The 17,458-nt window shown below is 51.0% G+C and carries 15 protein-coding genes, 5 tRNA genes and 2 rRNA genes (1 of these 22 cut by a window edge); 21 read left to right on the top strand and 1 reads right to left on the bottom strand.

The genetic code is table 11. From position 1 onward, the window contains the following. Both ACJJH9_RS17680 and rrf read left to right on the top strand, forming a co-directional pair. Nucleotides 1–2,241, top strand: a 23S ribosomal RNA gene (locus ACJJH9_RS17680); it begins 640 nt to the left of the window's first position. A gap of 204 nt (nt 2,242–2,445) precedes the next feature. Next, nucleotides 2,446–2,561 (top strand): 5S ribosomal RNA (gene rrf, locus ACJJH9_RS17675). A 784-nt stretch (nt 2,562–3,345) separates the two neighbouring features. Here rrf and ACJJH9_RS17670 read toward each other — a convergent pair. Then, nucleotides 3,346–4,308, bottom strand: a complete 963-nt coding sequence (locus ACJJH9_RS17670; protein WP_444903754.1) for a hypothetical protein — start codon at nt 4,306–4,308, stop codon at nt 3,346–3,348. A gap of 153 nt (nt 4,309–4,461) precedes the next feature. Here ACJJH9_RS17670 and ACJJH9_RS17665 point away from each other — a divergent pair, with 153 nt between their 5' ends. The 19 genes from ACJJH9_RS17665 (at nt 4,462) to rplL (ending at nt 17,218) form a co-directional block, all read left to right on the top strand. Beyond that, nucleotides 4,462–5,922, top strand: coding sequence for an alpha/beta hydrolase (locus tag ACJJH9_RS17665; RefSeq protein WP_444923530.1), 1,461 nt, complete (start codon nt 4,462–4,464; stop codon nt 5,920–5,922). After that, nucleotides 5,919–6,674 carry an ABC transporter ATP-binding protein gene (locus ACJJH9_RS17660; protein WP_444923529.1) on the top strand — a complete coding sequence of 252 codons (756 nt, stop codon included), beginning with the start codon at nt 5,919–5,921 and terminating at the stop codon, nt 6,672–6,674. Before ACJJH9_RS17665 ends, ACJJH9_RS17660 begins: the two co-directional genes overlap by 4 nt. Continuing rightward, a complete protein-coding gene (locus ACJJH9_RS17655) occupies nt 6,671–7,861 on the top strand; it encodes an ABC transporter permease (protein WP_444923528.1) in 1,191 nt (396 codons plus the stop codon). The genes ACJJH9_RS17660 and ACJJH9_RS17655 overlap by 4 nt, the downstream gene beginning before the upstream one ends. Nucleotides 7,862–7,886: 25 nt before the next feature. After that, complete coding sequence (gene alr, locus ACJJH9_RS17650; RefSeq protein WP_444923527.1) at nt 7,887–8,999, top strand: alanine racemase; 1,113 nt, start codon at nt 7,887–7,889, stop codon at nt 8,997–8,999. Between the two features lie 5 nt (nt 9,000–9,004). After that, the gene (gene birA / locus ACJJH9_RS17645; protein ID WP_444923526.1) at nt 9,005–10,006 is read left to right on the top strand and encodes a bifunctional biotin--[acetyl-CoA-carboxylase] ligase/biotin operon repressor BirA; all 1,002 of its coding nucleotides are present in this window, start codon (nt 9,005–9,007) and stop codon (nt 10,004–10,006) included. Continuing rightward, on the top strand, nt 10,003–10,740 hold the full coding sequence (locus ACJJH9_RS17640) for a type III pantothenate kinase (protein WP_444923525.1): 738 nt from the start codon (nt 10,003–10,005) through the stop codon (nt 10,738–10,740). The genes birA and ACJJH9_RS17640 overlap by 4 nt, the downstream gene beginning before the upstream one ends. Before the next feature lie 15 nt (nt 10,741–10,755). Next, a complete protein-coding gene (locus tag ACJJH9_RS17635; protein WP_444923524.1) occupies nt 10,756–11,445 on the top strand; it encodes an SPOR domain-containing protein in 690 nt (229 codons plus the stop codon). 192 nt (nt 11,446–11,637) lie between these two features. Further along, nucleotides 11,638–11,713 (top strand) — tRNA-Thr (locus ACJJH9_RS17630). A 111-nt stretch (nt 11,714–11,824) separates the two neighbouring features. After that, nucleotides 11,825–11,908 (top strand) — tRNA-Tyr (locus ACJJH9_RS17625). A 60-nt stretch (nt 11,909–11,968) separates the two neighbouring features. Next, a tRNA-Gly gene (locus ACJJH9_RS17620) sits at nt 11,969–12,042 on the top strand. Nucleotides 12,043–12,110: 68 nt separating this feature from the next. After that, nucleotides 12,111–12,185 (top strand) — tRNA-Thr (locus ACJJH9_RS17615). Between the two features lie 130 nt (nt 12,186–12,315). After that, nucleotides 12,316–13,509 carry an elongation factor Tu gene (gene tuf, locus ACJJH9_RS17610; RefSeq protein ID WP_252084404.1) on the top strand — a complete coding sequence of 398 codons (1,194 nt, stop codon included), beginning with the start codon at nt 12,316–12,318 and terminating at the stop codon, nt 13,507–13,509. A 101-nt stretch (nt 13,510–13,610) separates the two neighbouring features. Further along, a tRNA-Trp gene (locus ACJJH9_RS17605) sits at nt 13,611–13,686 on the top strand. Nucleotides 13,687–13,802: 116 nt separating this feature from the next. After that, nucleotides 13,803–14,171, top strand: coding sequence for a preprotein translocase subunit SecE (secE, locus tag ACJJH9_RS17600; protein ID WP_152451114.1), 369 nt, complete (start codon nt 13,803–13,805; stop codon nt 14,169–14,171). A 10-nt stretch (nt 14,172–14,181) separates the two neighbouring features. Continuing rightward, nucleotides 14,182–14,715: a transcription termination/antitermination protein NusG gene (nusG, locus tag ACJJH9_RS17595; protein ID WP_252084405.1), complete on the top strand. Its 534-nt coding sequence runs from the start codon at nt 14,182–14,184 to the stop codon at nt 14,713–14,715. 154 nt (nt 14,716–14,869) lie between these two features. Beyond that, complete coding sequence (rplK, locus tag ACJJH9_RS17590) at nt 14,870–15,301, top strand: 50S ribosomal protein L11 (protein ID WP_152451118.1); 432 nt, start codon at nt 14,870–14,872, stop codon at nt 15,299–15,301. Then, a complete protein-coding gene (gene rplA / locus ACJJH9_RS17585) occupies nt 15,302–15,997 on the top strand; it encodes a 50S ribosomal protein L1 (RefSeq protein ID WP_152451120.1) in 696 nt (231 codons plus the stop codon). Nucleotides 15,998–16,276: 279 nt separating this feature from the next. Beyond that, a complete protein-coding gene (gene rplJ / locus ACJJH9_RS17580; protein ID WP_020411124.1) occupies nt 16,277–16,771 on the top strand; it encodes a 50S ribosomal protein L10 in 495 nt (164 codons plus the stop codon). 78 nt (nt 16,772–16,849) lie between these two features. Beyond that, entirely contained in the window at nt 16,850–17,218 is a 369-nt protein-coding gene (gene rplL, locus ACJJH9_RS17575; RefSeq protein WP_252084407.1) for a 50S ribosomal protein L7/L12, read from the top strand. Nucleotides 17,219–17,458: the final 240 nt, after the last annotated feature.

Below are 17,458 nucleotides of genomic sequence, written 5' to 3'. Positions count from 1 at the left end.
TTGCAGGCAATAGACCCGAAACCCGGCGATCTATCCATGGGCAGGTTGAAGGTTGAGTAACATCAACTGGAGGACCGAACCCACTAATGTTGAAAAATTAGGGGATGACCTGTGGATCGGAGTGAAAGGCTAATCAAGCCGGGAGATAGCTGGTTCTCCTCGAAAGCTATTTAGGTAGCGCCTCGCGTCTCACCCTCGGGGGTAGAGCACTGTTTGGGCTAGGGGGTCATCCCGACTTACCAACCCCATGCAAACTCCGAATACCGAGGAGTGCAATCGCGGGAGACACACGGCGGGTGCTAACGTCCGTCGTGGAAAGGGAAACAACCCAGACCGCCAGCTAAGGTCCCAAATACCAGTTAAGTGGGAAACGATGTGGGAAGGCCCAGACAGCTAGGAGGTTGGCTTAGAAGCAGCCATCCTTTAAAGAAAGCGTAATAGCTCACTAGTCGAGTCGGCCTGCGCGGAAGATATACCGGGGCTAAAACTGGTAACCGAAGCTGCGGATGCTCTTAGGAGCATGGTAGAGGAGCGTTGTGTAAGCCGTTGAAGGTGGATCGGGAGGTCTGCTGGAGGTATCACAAGTGCGAATGCTGACATGAGTAACGACAAGGGAGGTGAAAAACCTCCCCGCCGGAAGACCAAGGGTTCCTGTCCAACGCTAATCGGGACAGGGTTAGTCGACCCCTAAGGCGAGGGCGAAAGCCGTAGTCGATGGGAAACAGGTTAATATTCCTGTACTCGCTATTGCTGCGACGGAGTGACGGAGAAGGCTAGGCCGGCATGGCGATTGGTTGTCCATGTTTAAGGTTGTAGGCTGGGGACTTAGGCAAATCCGGGTCCCTAAGGCTGAGAACTGATGACGAAGCCCACTTGTGGGTGAAGTGGTTGATGCCCTGCTTCCAGGAAAAACTTCTAAGCTTCAGGCAATAGTGAATCGTACTCTAAACCGACACAGGTGGTCAGGTAGAGAATACCAAGGCGCTTGAGAGAACTCTGGTGAAGGAACTAGGCAAAATGGTACCGTAACTTCGGGAGAAGGTACGCCGGTTTTGGTGATGGGACTTGCTCCCTAAGCTGAGGCCGGTCGAAGTGACCAGGTGGCTGCGACTGTTTATTAAAAACATAGCACTCTGCAAACTCGTAAGAGGACGTATAGGGTGTGACGCCTGCCCGGTGCCGGAAGGTTAATTGATGGGGTTAGCTTCGGCGAAGCTCTTGATCGAAGCCCCGGTAAACGGCGGCCGTAACTATAACGGTCCTAAGGTAGCGAAATTCCTTGTCGGGTAAGTTCCGACCTGCACGAATGGCGTAACGATGGCCACGCTGTCTCCACCAGAGACTCAGTGAAATTGAAATCGCTGTTAAGATGCAGTGTACCCGCGGCTAGACGGAAAGACCCCGTGAACCTTTACTACAGCTTTGCACTGAACTTTGAGCCTACTTGTGTAGGATAGGTGGGAGGCTTTGAAGCAGTAACGCTAGTTACTGTGGAGCCGTCCTTGAAATACCACCCTGGTATGTTTGAGGTTCTAACTCTGGTCCGTTATCCGGATCGAGGACAGTGTATGGTGGGTAGTTTGACTGGGGCGGTCTCCTCCCAAAGAGTAACGGAGGAGTACGAAGGTGCACTCAGCATGGTCGGAAATCATGCAATGAGCATAATGGTATAAGTGCGCTTGACTGCGAGACAGACATGTCGAGCAGGTACGAAAGTAGGTCATAGTGATCCGGTGGTTCTGTATGGAAGGGCCATCGCTCAACGGATAAAAGGTACTCCGGGGATAACAGGCTGATACCGCCCAAGAGTTCACATCGACGGCGGTGTTTGGCACCTCGATGTCGGCTCATCACATCCTGGGGCTGAAGCCGGTCCCAAGGGTATGGCTGTTCGCCATTTAAAGTGGTACGCGAGCTGGGTTTAGAACGTCGTGAGACAGTTCGGTCCCTATCTGCCGTGGGCGTTGGAAATTTGAGAAGAGTTGCTCCTAGTACGAGAGGACCGGAGTGAACGAACCTCTGGTGTTCGGGTTGTCACGCCAGTGGCATTGCCCGGTAGCTATGTTCGGACGGGATAACCGCTGAAAGCATCTAAGCGGGAAGCCTCCTTCAAGATTAGATTTCCCTGACTCCTTGAGAGTCCTAAAGGGCCGTGGAAGACTACCACGTTGATAGGCTGGGTGTGGAAGCGTTGTGAGGCGTTGAGCTAACCAGTACTAATTGCCCGTGCGGCTTGACCATACAACAGAGATGGTTACTAACGACTAGCTAAGCTAGCGGATTGTGGAATGAAAGACACACAATGATCGCTTGCGGTGTATTACTACAGATTGTTTTACCAACTTATTTGGGGTTATCGCCGGTCAACAGACCGAGGCAAACAGCGATAACACGGCAGGCCAAGCAAAATTGCTTATAAGACCAACGCCAACCCAAGCCAGTTTGCCTGACGACAATAGAGTTGTGGAACCACCTGATCCCTTGCCGAACTCAGAAGTGAAACGCAACATCGCCGATGGTAGTGTGGGGCTTCCCCATGTGAGAGTAGGTCATCGTCAGGCTTCTAATCCGAAAGGGCCACCCAATAGGGTGGCCCTTTTTTATGTGCAAAAAAATATTGAATGCATCAAAAAATAAAAACAGAGAATAAAAAATAAAATTCAAAATACAGAAAAATAAAAAGCCCAATCGAATTTTTACTCGCAACACTCCCGCCGAAAAATCCAACTCGCTAAAAGGCAATGAAAAAAGCGCAGGCTCTAAAAAGCTCCGAGGAGCCTTCCCTCCTATAAATAAAGCGCTTTCTTAAATTTTTCTATAAGGAAAAAATGAAGATACAAAAAAATAGCGCGCTTTATTTAATCTGCACCTCAAGCACCACCAAAAAAACATCTGAAATTAAAAAGTGCTCTTTAACCTAGAAAAATCATTGCGCTGAAAAAAACGGCGCAGAAATACCAATAAAAATACCGGTGATTTTTTGCACGTTTTAATGAACCTGTGCAACCACGGGGCCTGGCGCGGATATACCGCAGTTATGCACAAGTCTATCCAGACTTTCTGTTAATAACGCCAAGCGGTGGAAAGTGGATAAATGGCTGGTGTTTTTTTACCCGTTGAAAAGAGCCCCGCGGAAACAGGGGCCTGAGCGTGGATATCCCTGAGTTATGCACAGCTCTATCCATGGATTCTGTTAGTAACAGCCTGTTAATGGAATGGTCATCAGCAGGAAACAGAAATATGCCTTGGTGTTGTGGGTAACTTGGAAGGATGTTTGGGTGTGTGTAAAAGGGGGATAGTAAAAAGCCCCTAGAGAGGGGCTTCAGAAAGTACTTACAACTTGAATTAATTTACCTGCTCATAGGCATTGTCCGGAACTAGATCATACTGCATTTCTTTCAAGCGTAATTCATCGAGAGGAACAAGAGCTGAGGGAAGAGTAAAGTGCCGAATAACTGTACCTGCCTGGCAGTCTATTATCTCAATATCCTCCTGTGTCTCCTGCAGGCTATGTAACAAGCCCTTCAGGTGGGTTGCACAGGCATTGGAGAGGGATTGGTAATCATGTGTGCCATTGAGCCTGACAAAACGAGCTTCGGCGCCAGCTTCTTCTATACGGAGCCAGGCGATACCGGCTTCCTTTCCTGGTTCTCCAAAGACTATAGGGCCGAGAGAGTCTTCGTCGACAGGAGCAAAATCTGTGTCGGTTGGGGATAGTAAGGTACCTACCCAAACCCAGCCAGGGAGGCTTATACGGCTAAGCTGCCACTCACATAACCAGACAGTTTGATCGTCATCAATACGGAATTCTCGATAGTCTCTTTGGCTAAGGTAATTGTCAAAGGAGACTTTGGCGGTGGGGTTGTCTCTGCGGAAGCTGTGTAGTTGTTGGGTCATCTCATAATTGACTTCCCAGTGTTTTTTTAATCGCCATTGCATGGGGTATTGTCCCCACTCAACGATATATTCTTCACGCTCAGAAATGGTTTCAACCACTCGCCAAAAAGCGCCATCAATCAGTATGCAAGTTTCACCAATTTTACATCCTGGCGCGATGATACTGCACTCGGGTGATGCTTCAGAAGCACTGACGATATGCTCAGCACGCCCCTCAATAACTTCATACCAGGGAAAACCGTGGCGCAGAGGGGGAGGAAAAGCCAGTGCTGGCCGGCCACCAAGTAAGCGACGGAAAAGTACAGACTTCTCAATTTCAAGGTCAGAAAGTGTATAGCCCTCCTGCTGGGTGATCTGGCCCCAGGCAAAAGCGGCTCGAATTAAGTGTTTTTCACGGTCTGAAAAGCTCATGGGTGCAGTCATGGGCAAGCTAAAACTTAAACCTTACCACTCAGAGCAGATGGGTGCTAATGCAATTCTTCGAGATTGAGTGGCTGGGGACAGAGATGTTGGAAGTTGGATACACTGCGATGCTTGGCACCATAGGTTAAGGAGAATAATAACGTGTTAGGGGTAAACAGTCTTCGAACTGCTATCGCCATATTAAGCGTCTTGTTATTAGCGCCGGTAATAACTGCAAAGGAATTGCCTAATACGCAGGAATGCTATTTGGATGGTTGGCGGCACCCATTAAGGTGCGAGCGAATTTCAGTGGGGCACGGAGATAGCAAGGTAAATTTAGCAGTATTTGTTTCACCGGCTCTAGATGAGACGCTGCGAGAACCTTTATATCTTCTCGCTGGTGGTCCAGGTCAGGCCGCGAGTGGTCTGATTCCGCTATTGCACACATTCCGAAAAATTAATCAGAAGCGGGCAATAGTCATGGTTGATCGGAGGGGAACCGGGCACTCTCGGTCATTTGGTTGTGGTATAGATCGGCATACACCAATGGATTTATCACTGATTTCCAAAGAATTGGAGCAGTGTTATCTACAGCAGGCTAATTTTGCTAATTCATTGAGTAGTCGACAAGCGGTTGAGGACCTGGAAAAGGTACGAAAGTATTTTAATCACAAGCAAATATCTCTTTGGGGGGGATCTTGGGGGACCCGAACAGCGCTTCTTTATCAACAGTGGCATCCGAACAGTTTGAAAACATTGGTGCTCGATGCGGTTGCACCTATCGATACTAAAGTCTTTCTGAGTGCGGCAGCTGCGGAAGACGCTATTCAAATACTGATGCGTGATTGCAGCTTAGAGTTTAGCTGCTCTAAGTTTGGAAACTGGAGGGAGGTATTGGATAAATTATTAAGTCAATGGGATGAGTCTAAATCCATGGATTTCCCTGATCCTGTGACAGGAAAGCCAATGAAGCACTTAATGTCTCGTTGGGTGCTACAAAATACCATACGTGCCGCCCTTTACTCTCCAGAAGCTGCTGCACAATTACCCTTTGCTATTCAGCAGGCTGGCTTGGGGAATTATTATCCGCTTGCGGGTATTACTGGTTTATTTCCCGAGTCAGCTTTAGGTATGTCCCTTGGCTTAACGCTTTCTATTGCTTGTGCGGAAGAATTATCCCGTATCAGTGAGGAGGAGGTTTTAGCTGATACTAATGGGTCTTTTGCGGGAAATGCTTTTCTTGAGATATTTGAACGTGGTTGTGAAGTTTGGCCTGTAGCCGATCGCTACTATGCAAAACCACAACATCGAGAGCACCCGGTGTTACTAATTTCTGGGGAAGCCGATCCAATAACACCTCCAAGGTATGCCGAAAAACAACTTGGCTACTTGACCAATAAACAGCATTTAATCATTACTAGCGGTGGTCATATTAATTCCATGAGAGGTTGTGTGCCGAGATTAATCGAAGAGTTCCTGAACTCCTCAGGGAAAGAATTGGCAATGACCTGTGTTGATGAAATCAACAGGCCACCGTTTGTGAGTGGAATTTATGGGCCAGAGATAATGCAGGGTGTAACGACTACCACTGCGAGTGGAAAGCTTGGGGAGAATGCACCGTGATTAAGGTTGAAGGGGTAAATAAGCAATTTTCTGGGGTTTCTATACTGCACAATCTTAGCTTTTCTGTGCCGAATAGCCAGATAACGGCCTTGCTTGGTGCTAACGGTGCAGGAAAGACCACGTGCCTGCGAATTATTGCCGGTCTTTTGAAGGCAGATAGCGGTAAAGTTTTTGTTGGTGATATAGACCCTTGTGAAAATCCTAAAGGTGCTCGTAGACAGCTTGGTATTGTAGGTGATAGGGAGGGGCTTTATGAGCGACTCACTGTTGCAGAATATTTATCGTTTTTTGCCTGTGCTCAAGGGCTGACTGGGTCAGAATTAGAATTTGCACTGCAATCGGTTAAGGAAGAATTAGAGCTATCGAACCTGTGGAATCGCCGAACCAAGGGGTTTTCTCAGGGAGAGCGAATGAAAGTTTCTCTCGCTAGAGCATTGGTGCATCGTCCGAGTCACTTGGTGCTTGATGAGCCAACCCGGGGGTTGGATATACTTGCTGCTCGCCTGTTACGTAAGACGCTTTTGCGCTTGAGGGCAGAGGGAACTGCTGTTTTATTTTCCAGCCATATTATGGCTGAAGTGCTTGAGCTATCCGACAGAGTGCTAGTCTTGGCGGGAGGTTCGATAGTGGGGAACGGGACCCCGGATGAACTTATACAACAGACTGGCTCCGCAAGCCTTGAGGATAGCTTTGTGGAGCTTGTCTATGGGAATTTGTTAGAAAAAGACAAATGCGGTGAGCCGGTAGGATGATTTTTAAAGATCTATTTTCTCTGCAGATGCGAGCATTACTTTTTAAAGAGTTACGCGAAGTTTGGCGTGATCGACGCGCCCTAATGATCACGCTAGGTTTCACCTTAATGTTCCCTGTGCTGATCATTAGTAGTGGCGCTTTATCTTTGAAAGTAATGTCTGATACCTCCTTTGATGTAGCTATTATTGGGGCTGAGTATGCGCCGCTGTTGGAGGAGCAGTTACAGACAGGGGACTTGAGAATTGAGCGCTTGCAAGAAGGGGCTCCTCAAGCGCTTTTAGCAGATACATATGATGTGGTTCTGCGAATAGAGCAAAACTTTACTGAAGATTATCGAAGCCTGTTGTCTCCTAAGATTTATCTGTATGTAAATAGTGCCGATCAGACTGCGGGGCGTGCTGCACAGCTGGTGCAGCAGCAGTTGGCGCTATTTCAGCAGGTGATTGTGCGGCAGCGTTTAGCGGCCAGAGGTTTAGCAACTCAGGTTTTAGCACCGTGGCAGCTTGAGGTGCGGGATGTCAGTACGCCGTCCAGTCGAGGATTGGCAATTTGGGGACTGATGGTTCCCTTGTTACTGATAATGGCACTGCTAGTGTGTAGTGCGGCCCCCTCTATTGATACTTCTGCTGGGGAGCGTGAGCGCATGACCATTGAGGTATTATTACAGCAGCCTATAAACAGCTGGCAACTTGTGGTGGCGAAAGCTGTAGCCGTTACCAGTATTGGTTGGTTTGGTGCACTTCTTTCTCTGGCAGTTTTAACTGTTTCACTGAGCTTGCTTCCCTTGGCTGAGATTGGTGTCCGCTTTTCAGCTGGCATCAATGAACTGATGGCGATAAGTCTTATTTTACTGCCCTTAGCACTTCTGGTTGCGGTATTACAGATTCTGCTATCTCTGCGTTCCCGTTCCTTTAAAGATGCCCAGATTCAGCTGAGTATTTTACAGGCTCTACCTGTCACACTGTTAATTGTATTGAAATTGTCCAATATTGAACTGGACTCGCCCTTGTGGCAGTTGACTCCACTTATCGGGCAGCAGCAGTGGTTGAGTGCATTAATGGCTGGGGAGTCCGTTTCTGTCTCCCTGGTGATAGCTGGTTCCCTGGTCACCCTTTCTTTGGTCGGGCTGTGTATATTAATAGGTGCCCGTGCTTTACGGCGTGAAAGCTTACTTGGGGCAACCTAGCTGGTGAACTGAGAGTTGTAATGGCATGAACGATTTTCGCGAGGGTCTGCTGAGTATCAATTTGCAGTCCATTGCTGACAACTACCTGGATCTGACTAAGCGACTGGCAGCGGGTACTCGCTGTGGCGCAGTAGTCAAAGCGGATGCCTATGGCCTTGGTATGAATCAGGTAGTGCCGGCTCTGTATAGACAGGGTTGCCGAGACTTTTTTGTGGCAACGCAAACGGAAGGGGAGCGCCTGCGTAAAGAGCTGGGTGATAGCGTTCGCATTGTTATCTTGACTGGGGTGCGCACCGGGGCAGAGCTGGAATGTGCACGCGCAGGATTAATGCCGACACTTTTCACACTAGAGCAGTTGCGCAACTGGGTGGATATTTCCGTTAGTGAGGGGATTAAGGCGCCTTGTGCGCTAAAGATAGATTCGGGTATGACTCGCCTGGGTATGTCTCCCGAAGAGTTTGACCTACTGCTAAGAGATAGTCAGTTGTTGCGCTCGGCAGATATTCGTATTTTGCTGAGCCACCTTGCCTGTGCGGATGAACCCCAGCATCCACAAAACAATATTCAGTTGCGTAGCTTTAAAGCGGCTGGGGAAAGGTTGAGGGCCCTGTGCCCTGAGGTTCAGCTGAGTCTCGCCAATTCATCGGGTATTTTCCTAGGTGAAGAGTATCACTTTGATATTGCGCGGCCGGGCTCTGCGCTTTATGGCGTCAATCCAATACCCGGGGCCACAAATCCTATGCGCTCAGCTGTGGCACTCAGTCTGCCTATCGTGCAAAAGCGATTTGTCAGTCGTGAACAATGGGTAGGCTATGGAGCTACCCAACAAATAGCAGCGGGCAGCTGGTTGGCGGTAGCCCGTGGTGGATATGCCGATGGGATAATCCGGGCTCAGGGAGGGCGTGGTTGTGGCTGGGCCTATGGCCGCCAACTGCCGATAATTGGCCGGATTTCCATGGATTCCACAACGTTTGATATTTCTGCTCTCTCTCAAGAGGAGCGGGAATCCCTCCAGTCAATTGAGATACTGAATAAAGACCTGACGGTAGATGAGGTGGCTGAATACGCTGGCACCATAGGTTATGAAGTGCTGACCAGCTTAGGGCACCGTTATTTCCGTCGCTATATAAAAAGTTAATTACCTTGCTAGACACTATTAAGAAAAGTCCACTGGAACCATTGCGCCCAGTTTTGGAATTATTGGCTGATGGCGAGACGCACTCTGGCGAGGCGCTCGGATTGGCTCTAGGAGTAAGCCGGGCTGCGGTTTGGAAGCAGTTACAGAAGCTAGAGCAGTACGGATTGGCTTTGGAGTCTATTAAGGGGCAAGGCTACCGCTTGCCTGGTGGTTTGGAGCTCCTGTCCGCAGAAAAAATTTACAGCACATTGGGTGAGCAAGCCGGGGTACTATTGCGAGAGTTGATACTATTTGATGAGGTCGACTCCACCAATACCCAGTTGCTTTCACTTATGGAGGAAGGGAGTGGGCACGGGGTTGCACTGCTCTCCGAGCGGCAGAGTGCCGGCCGCGGTCGTCGTGGTCGGCAATGGGTAAGCCCCTATGGAACGGGCATCAGCCTATCCATTGGGTGGGAGTTCAATGGGGGGGTGCAATGCCTCGAAGGGTTGAGCCTCGCCGTTGGGGTGGCTATTGCCCGGGCATTGGAGCGCTTTTCGGTGCCAGATGTTCGCCTCAAATGGCCAAATGATGTTTGGTGTCGCGGTCGAAAGTTATCTGGTGTTTTACTGGAGCTTAAAGGCGATCTTACGGATCGCTGTGCTGTGGTGATTGGTATTGGCTTAAATAGTGGCCTGCGAAGTGAGATTGCCACGGCAATAGATCAGCCATGGGCAGACTTGCAACAAGTGAAGCCCGGAATATCTCGCAATCAATTGGTGGCAGCGATTCTGACTGAGCTGCTACCGCTTTTATACAGCTATACCGAACAAGGTTTTGTTGCTTACCGTGAAGCCTGGATGAAGCTGGATCAGTTTGCTGGGCAAAAGGTTACTCTGCAGGCAGGTAGTCAAACCTGGCGCGGAGTTGCAGTTGGCGTTAGTGAAAAGGGTGCTTTGAAGTTAAATATGGACGGGCAAGTGCAACACTTCCATGGTGGTGAGATTTCTTTACGGGGGCAGGTTTGATTCTCGAACTGGATATCGGTAATACCCGGGGCAAGTGGCGCCTGTTAGATGAATTACAGGTGAGCGCCAGGGGTAGCTTTATGACTGCTGATCTGCGCGATGGGCATTTGCCCGATGGGTGGGATCTGTTGGATCCGCGGAGAGTACGCGTGGTCAATGTGGCCGGACCGCAAGTTGCGGAGACGCTGATCGGGCATATTCAGGAGTTGTTTTCACTTGAGGTGGAGTTTTCTCAGGTACTGCTGGAGTGCGCTGGGGTAGCCTGTGGTTATGATAATCACCGCCTGCTCGGCACTGATCGCTGGCTGGCTATGCTGGCTGCCTATGATCGAGAGCGGCGGGCGGCCCTAATTGTCGACTGTGGCAGCGCGGTCACTCTGGATTTGGTCGACAATAGCGGGCGTCACTTAGGGGGCTACATTGTCCCTGGTGTCGGCCTTATGCAACGTTCTTTGTATCTGGATACTCATGCGGCTAAAAGTGCGCAGGATATTGCTCTAACGGAGTCCCTCGGTGCAGGCCGTAGTACCGATGAAGCCATAAACCGAGGCCTCCTGCTTATGGTGCTTGGTGCCATCGATCGTGCACTGGATGAGTTGCGTGGATACTGTGCTGAAGAACCGCTGTTGTGGTTGACAGGCGGCGATGCCCCAGTGCTGTCAGCTCTTTATCAGCGGGAGCACCATTTGGTTCCTGAGCTGGTAATGGATGGCTTGGCGTTAAGTAATCCCTGAAACAAATAACACCCTATGCGCTGGATAGCTCTTTTCTTAATACTGTTGAATTTCGGCGTCTTTGCTTGGTTTGTTGGTACTTCAACCTCTGATAAAGAGAGAATAAGGGTTGCCGATAAAAGGGCGGAGGTACAGGTCCAGAGTATTGCCCTGGTCAATGAAATATCTCCGCAGGAGCTGTCTCCTCTGCCGATGGCTCCCATGTCGCCAGCAAAGGCAAGCTCTACTGAGCAGCTCTGCACTTTGCTTGGCCCATTTGCGGAGGAGTCGCTTGGAGAGGCGATAGTACAGCGCTTAAAGTCCCTGCAGGTTTCTGCCGTATTGCGAGATGTGGAGATGCAAGGGCAGATGCGTTACTGGGTTTTTCTGCCACCATTGAATTCCAGGCGAGAAGCCTACAACCGTTTACGAGAATTGCAGGCACAGGGAATAGATAGTTATGTGATCCCCAAAGGTGCGTTGGCTGATGGTATTTCCTTTGGCATTTTCAGCGAGCGTTCGCGTGCTGAATCTCTGACAAGTGAGTTGATTGAGAAAGGCATACGGGCTCAATTCCGCGAGGAGCCTCAGACCCACGCCGAACGCTGGATCGTATTGGCGCCAGGCGCCTCAGATAGTTTAGCCCCGGATTTTTGGTTGCAGTTGCAGCAAGAGCATCCCGAGCTGGATCGTCGCCGTAATCTTTGTGCAGAAGTGTCCGGTTGATGGGGTTGGGCTAGAGGTCTAGGTCCCCAGCCGCGAAACAAGGTTCGCCGCATTTTTCTATATGTGGCAACAGGCGACATAAAAATTCTGATTTTTCTGCAAAAAGGGTGTTGCGTGTCGGGATAACTTCCCATAGAATCCCGCCTCCATTGACGAGGGTGACTATTCAACTTCGGCAATGGACGGGATAGGGCTGGCGTAGCTCAGTTGGTAGAGCAGCTGACTTGTAATCAGCCGGTCGGGGGTTCGACTCCTCTCGCCAGCTCCATTTTTATCCCGGCGCTGCTCGACATTAGATTTTTCAGCTAAGTCTGTGAAATTTAAAGAAAAAAATGTTGACAGCGCGGCGGAAGGTGTAGAAAATGCACCCCGCATTGAGGCAGGGGTTCCCGAGTGGCCAAAGGGATCAGACTGTAAATCTGACGCGAAAGCTTCGGTGGTTCGAATCCACCCCCCTGCACCATTTTTTACACCGTAAGGTGTTGCCGGCAAGACAGGTAGTTTTGTCTGGAGGCTCCCGCAAGCGGGCATAGTTCAATGGTAGAACCTCAGCCTTCCAAGCTGATGATGCGGGTTCGATTCCCGCTGCCCGCTCCAACTATGGGTTCGGCTGGAATGCTCTCCAAAATGGCAAGCCTTGTGGTCGCCTAGGAAGGCGTTGATTTGCTCATGTAGCTCAGGGGTAGAGCACACCCTTGGTAAGGGTGAGGTCGGCGGTTCAAATCCGCCCATGAGCTCCATTTTTCAATAGCCGCAAGGGTGAAAGCTCTTGCGGTTGTTTGTGTCCGGGGTCGGGCTTTTCCGGGTCGGATGCGCATGTTCTGTACGTGGGTGGTGCCGTTAGCGGCTCATCTATATTAGGAGGCTGCAATGGCAAAAGAAAAGTTTGAACGTTCCAAGCCCCACGTGAACGTGGGCACCATCGGTCACGTTGACCACGGTAAAACCACCCTGACCGCTGCTCTGACCCGCGTATGTGCGGAAGTATGGGGCGGTGACGCTGTTGCTTTTGACGGTATCGACAATGCTCCGGAAGAGCGTGAGCGCGGTATCACCATCGCTACTTCTCACGTTGAGTACGAGTCCCCGACTCGCCACTACGCGCACGTAGACTGCCCGGGACACGCCGACTACGTTAAGAACATGATCACCGGTGCTGCTCAGATGGACGGCGCTATCCTGGTATGTTCCGCAGCTGACGGCCCCATGCCGCAGACTCGTGAGCACATCCTGCTTTCCCGTCAGGTAGGTGTACCTTACATCGTTGTATTCCTGAACAAAGCGGACATGGTAGACGACGAAGAGCTGCTCGAGCTGGTAGAAATGGAAGTTCGCGAACTTCTGGACCAGTACGAGTTCCCAGGTGACGACACTCCGATCATCGTTGGTTCCGCTCTGATGGCCCTGAACGGCGAAGACGACAACGAAATGGGTACTACCGCTGTTAAGAAGCTGGTAGAAACTCTGGACGAGTACATTCCTGAGCCGGAGCGTGCAGTAGATCAGCCGTTCCTGATGCCGATCGAAGACGTATTCTCCATCTCTGGCCGTGGTACCGTAGTAACCGGTCGTGTAGAGCGTGGTGTAATCAACACTGGCGACGAAGTTGAGATCGTTGGTATTAAAGAAACCACTACTACTACCTGTACTGGTGTTGAAATGTTCCGCAAGCTGCTCGACGAAGGTCGTGCTGGTGAGAACATCGGTGCGCTGCTGCGTGGCACCAAGCGTGACGAAGTAGAGCGTGGTCAGGTACTGGCTAAGCCGGGCTCCATCACTCCGCACACCAAGTTCGAAGCGGAAGTGTACATCCTGTCCAAGGACGAAGGTGGTCGTCACACCCCGTTCTTTAAAGGCTACCGTCCTCAGTTCTACTTCCGTACTACCGACGTAACTGGTGCGGTTGAGCTGCCGGAAGGCACTGAAATGGTAATGCCGGGCGACAACATTCAAATGGTTGTTACCCTGATCGCTCCGATCGCCATGGAAGACGGCCTGCGCTTCGCTATCCGCGAAGGTGGTCGTACCGTAGGTGCGGGCGTTGTTGCTAAGATCATTGAGTAATCTTTGATCTTCGTGTCGCCAGGGTTCCCTGGCGGCGCAGTAGATGAGAGGGTGGTCTGTAGCCCTCTTTATCTTCGGGTGCTAAGGCATCCAAGCTGTACAGGCCAGTAGTTCAATTGGTAGAGCACCGGTCTCCAAAACCGGGTGTTGGGGGTTCGAGTCCCTCCTGGCCTGCCATTTTAAACACTCCACTTGAAATAAGTTTAGGGGTGTCGCAAGACCCTACTTGTCAGTGGGGCTTTTGTGTTTTTGAGCACTAAGGGCTTATCTGTAGTGCGCTAAGGGCTTCATATATGAATGCTAAAGCAGAAGCGAAAACCTTTCGTCTTGACGGCCTGAAATGGCTGCTAATAGTACTGCTGGTTGGTGGTGCTGTAGCGGGCAATTCTTATTATGCCGAATTCCCCCTGATTTACCGCGTGCTGGCAGTGACTGCAATCTGCCTGGCTGCCCTGGTTGTCGCGGTGAATACTGCGAAGGGTAATGCACTCTGGCAACTGTTGCGCGAAGCGCAAACGGAAGTCAGGCGCGTGGTTTGGCCGACTCGTCAAGAGGCCACCCAGACGACTGTGATTGTGGTGGTTTTTGTGTTGATTATGGCGCTAATTCTCTGGGCGCTGGACTCCGCTTTAGGTTGGGCGGCATCCAAACTCATCGGCTAAAGGTTGATACATGTCAAAGCATTGGTATGTGGTCCAGGCTTACTCGGGCTATGAGAAGCGTGTAGCTAGCTCTCTCAAGGAGCGAATTGAGCTGCACGAAATGGATCACCTGTTTGGTGAAGTGCTGGTTCCCACCGAAGAAGTGGTGGAGATGCGAGCAGGGCAAAAGCGCAAGAGTGAGCGCAAGTTCTTCCCCGGTTATGTCCTGGTGGAAATGGAACTGAATGACGATACTTGGCACTTGGTAAAAGAAACTCCTCGAGTGCTCGGTTTTATCGGAGGCAAGGCGGATAGGCCGGCCCCGATCACTGACCGCGAAGCGCAGGCTATCCTGAATCGAATCGACGATTCCGCCGATAAGCCCAAGCCCAAGACCCTATTTGAGCCAGGTGAAATGGTTCGGGTTATCGATGGTCCGTTTAATGATTTCAACGGTGTGGTCGAAGAGGTCAACTACGAGAAGAGCCGCCTGCGCGTGGCCGTATTGATCTTCGGGCGCTCCACCCCCGTTGAACTGGAGTTTAGTCAGGTAGAAAAGACCTGATTCCAGTGTAAATTTTTTGCCCTCTTTCGCCGCAAGGTGGAAGGGGGTTTTCGCGTCCCCGGAAAATATATTTTGTTTTTTGGGGCGGGGAGCCAGCTCTCTGCCGAGAGGTAAGTTGTGGCTGGCGTTACCACCCATCTAGAGGAGAGCTGTAATGGCTAAGAAAGTAGAAGCTTATATCAAGCTGCAAGTTAAGGCCGGTCAGGCCAACCCAAGTCCGCCCGTTGGTCCTGCACTGGGTCAGCACGGCGTGAACATCATGGAATTCTGTAAGGCGTTCAACGCCCAGACTCAAAGCCTTGAGCCGGGTCTGCCGGTGCCGGTTGTGATCTCTGTATACAGCGATCGCTCCTTCACCTTCATCATGAAATCTCCGCCCGCCGCAGTACTGCTGCGCAAGGCCGCCAAGATCAAGAGTGGTTCCGGTCGCCCGAATACCGACAAGGTCGGTAAGGTTACCCGCGCTCAGATCGAAGAGATCGTAGAAATGAAAAAGGCTGACCTGACTGCATCCGATATGGACGCGGCCGTGCGCACAATCGCCGGTTCCGCACGCAGTGCCGGTATCGAAGTGGAGGGTCTCTAAGTGGCTAAATTGAGCAAGCGTCAGCGCGTAATCGCTGAGAAAGTTGAAGCTGGTAAAGCATACGGCATCGAAGAAGCCGTAGCTCTGCTGAAAGAGCTGTCCAACGTTAAGTTTGCAGAGACTGTAGACGCTTCTGTAAACCTGGGCATCGATCCGCGTAAATCCGACCAGGCTGTTCGCGGTGCGACCACTCTGCCGCACGGTACTGGTAAAGAAGTTCGCGTAGCTGTTTTCACCCAGGGTGCAAACGCTGATGCCGCTAAAGAAGCGGGCGCTGACCTGATCGGTATGGACGAGCTGGCTGCCGACGTTAAAGCGGGCAAGATGGACTTCGACGTAGTAATCGCTTCTCCCGATGCGATGCGCGTTGTAGGTCAGCTGGGTCAAATCCTCGGCCCGCGCGGCCTGATGCCGAACCCGAAGACTGGCACTGTAACTCCAGACGTTGCTACCGCAGTTAAAAATGCCAAAGCTGGTCAGGTGCGTTTCCGCGCTGACAAAGGCGGCATCATCCACGGTGGTATCGGCAAAGTTGCTTTCGATGCGAACTTGCTGAAAGAGAACCTGGAAGCTCTGGTAGCAGACCTGAAGAAGGCCAAGCCGGCTTCTGCAAAAGGTGTGTACCTGAAGAAGATCACCCTGAGCACCACTATGGGCCCAGGTCTGGTTATCGACCAGTCTTCCCTGAACATCTAATTGAAGCTGTGCGCTGACACTGTTGGCGCATAGTAAATCGAACTTTGGGGTCCACTTGATGCTTAGGCAGAAATGTGGGCCGTCAAAGACCGTAGGTGCCAGATGCGTTGAGGTTTAACGTGTCTGGCTTAATCCAAATCTCGGCCAGGTTAGCCGTTGAGAGGTTTGAGCCTACGCAGACGGTGTCGCCCAAACCAGTATTTTTACTGGATTTGAGCTTTATGCACCGGAACGGATCGGGCTTTGAGCCCGGTTTTTTTCAAATCCAGGAGTGACACTATGGCTATTGGACTCGAAGACAAGAAAGCGATTGTCGCAGATGTCCAGCAAGCTGCTGAGGGTGCTCTGTCTGCGGTAGTTGCGGATTCCCGCGGCGTTACCGTAAATGACATGACTGCCCTGCGCAAAGAGGCTCGCGAGAACGGCGTTTGGTTGAAAGTCGTCCGCAATACTCTGGCGCGTCGCGCTCTGGCAGGAACCGATTACGAATGTCTGACTGACAAATTCGTAGGTCCTAGCATCATTGCATTCTCTAACGAACACCCAGGTGCCGGCGCGCGCATCCTGAGCCAGTTCGCCAAGGGCAATGACAAGCTGGAACTGAAAGGTGCTGCCTTCGAAGGCGCGATCACCGACGTCGCATTGTTGGCAAGCCTGCCGACTTACGACGAGGCGATCGCCAAGCTGATGAGCGTGTTGAAAGAAGCATCTGCTGGCAAGCTGGTCCGCACTATTGCGGCCGTTCGCGACCAAAAAGAGCAGGAAGCTGCGTAATTGTATTCGCTTGAGCGAATCGCGGTTTCAAAACGAAATACGAGCAGCTACTGCTCAAACCAATTCAGGTAATGACTCATGTCTCTGACTAAAGAAGATATCATCAACGCTGTTGCCGAAATGTCTGTTAAAGACGTTGTTGAGCTGATCGAAGCAATGGAAGAGAAGTTCGGTGTAACTGCTGCAGCAGCAGTTGTAGCCGGCCCGGCTGGTGGCGAAGCTGCCGCTGAAGAGAAAGACTCTTTCGACGTAGTTCTGACTTCTGCAGGCGACAAGAAAGTGAACGTGATCAAGGTTGTTCGCGGCATCACCGGCCTGGGCTTGAAAGAAGCCAAGGCACTGGTTGACGGCGCTCCAAGCCCGCTGAAAGAAGGCGCAACCAAAGACGAAGCTGAAGCCGCTAAGAAAGAGCTGGAAGAAGCTGGCGCAACTGTAGAATTGAAGTAATTCGGTTGTTGCGATTCCCGCTATTGGTCGCCTAAAACGACACATAGCGGTAAGGCTGGTGGACTTTTGTCCGCCGGCCTTTTTGCCGTTTGCGGTACTGAGGTTTTAGCGGTGCCGGCGGTATAAAACCGTGGCAAACCTCATTTAACCATAGCGCAGTTGCGCTGCCCGAAAGCAAGCGGAGAGGTTTCTGAACAGCACAGGCAATCTGTGTTGTTCAGAGGCTTCTCGCCCGGAGGG

Source organism: Microbulbifer mixtoriginis (SeqCode) (assembly GCF_052466715.1).
This window is presented reverse-complemented; position numbering and strand designations above follow the sequence as displayed.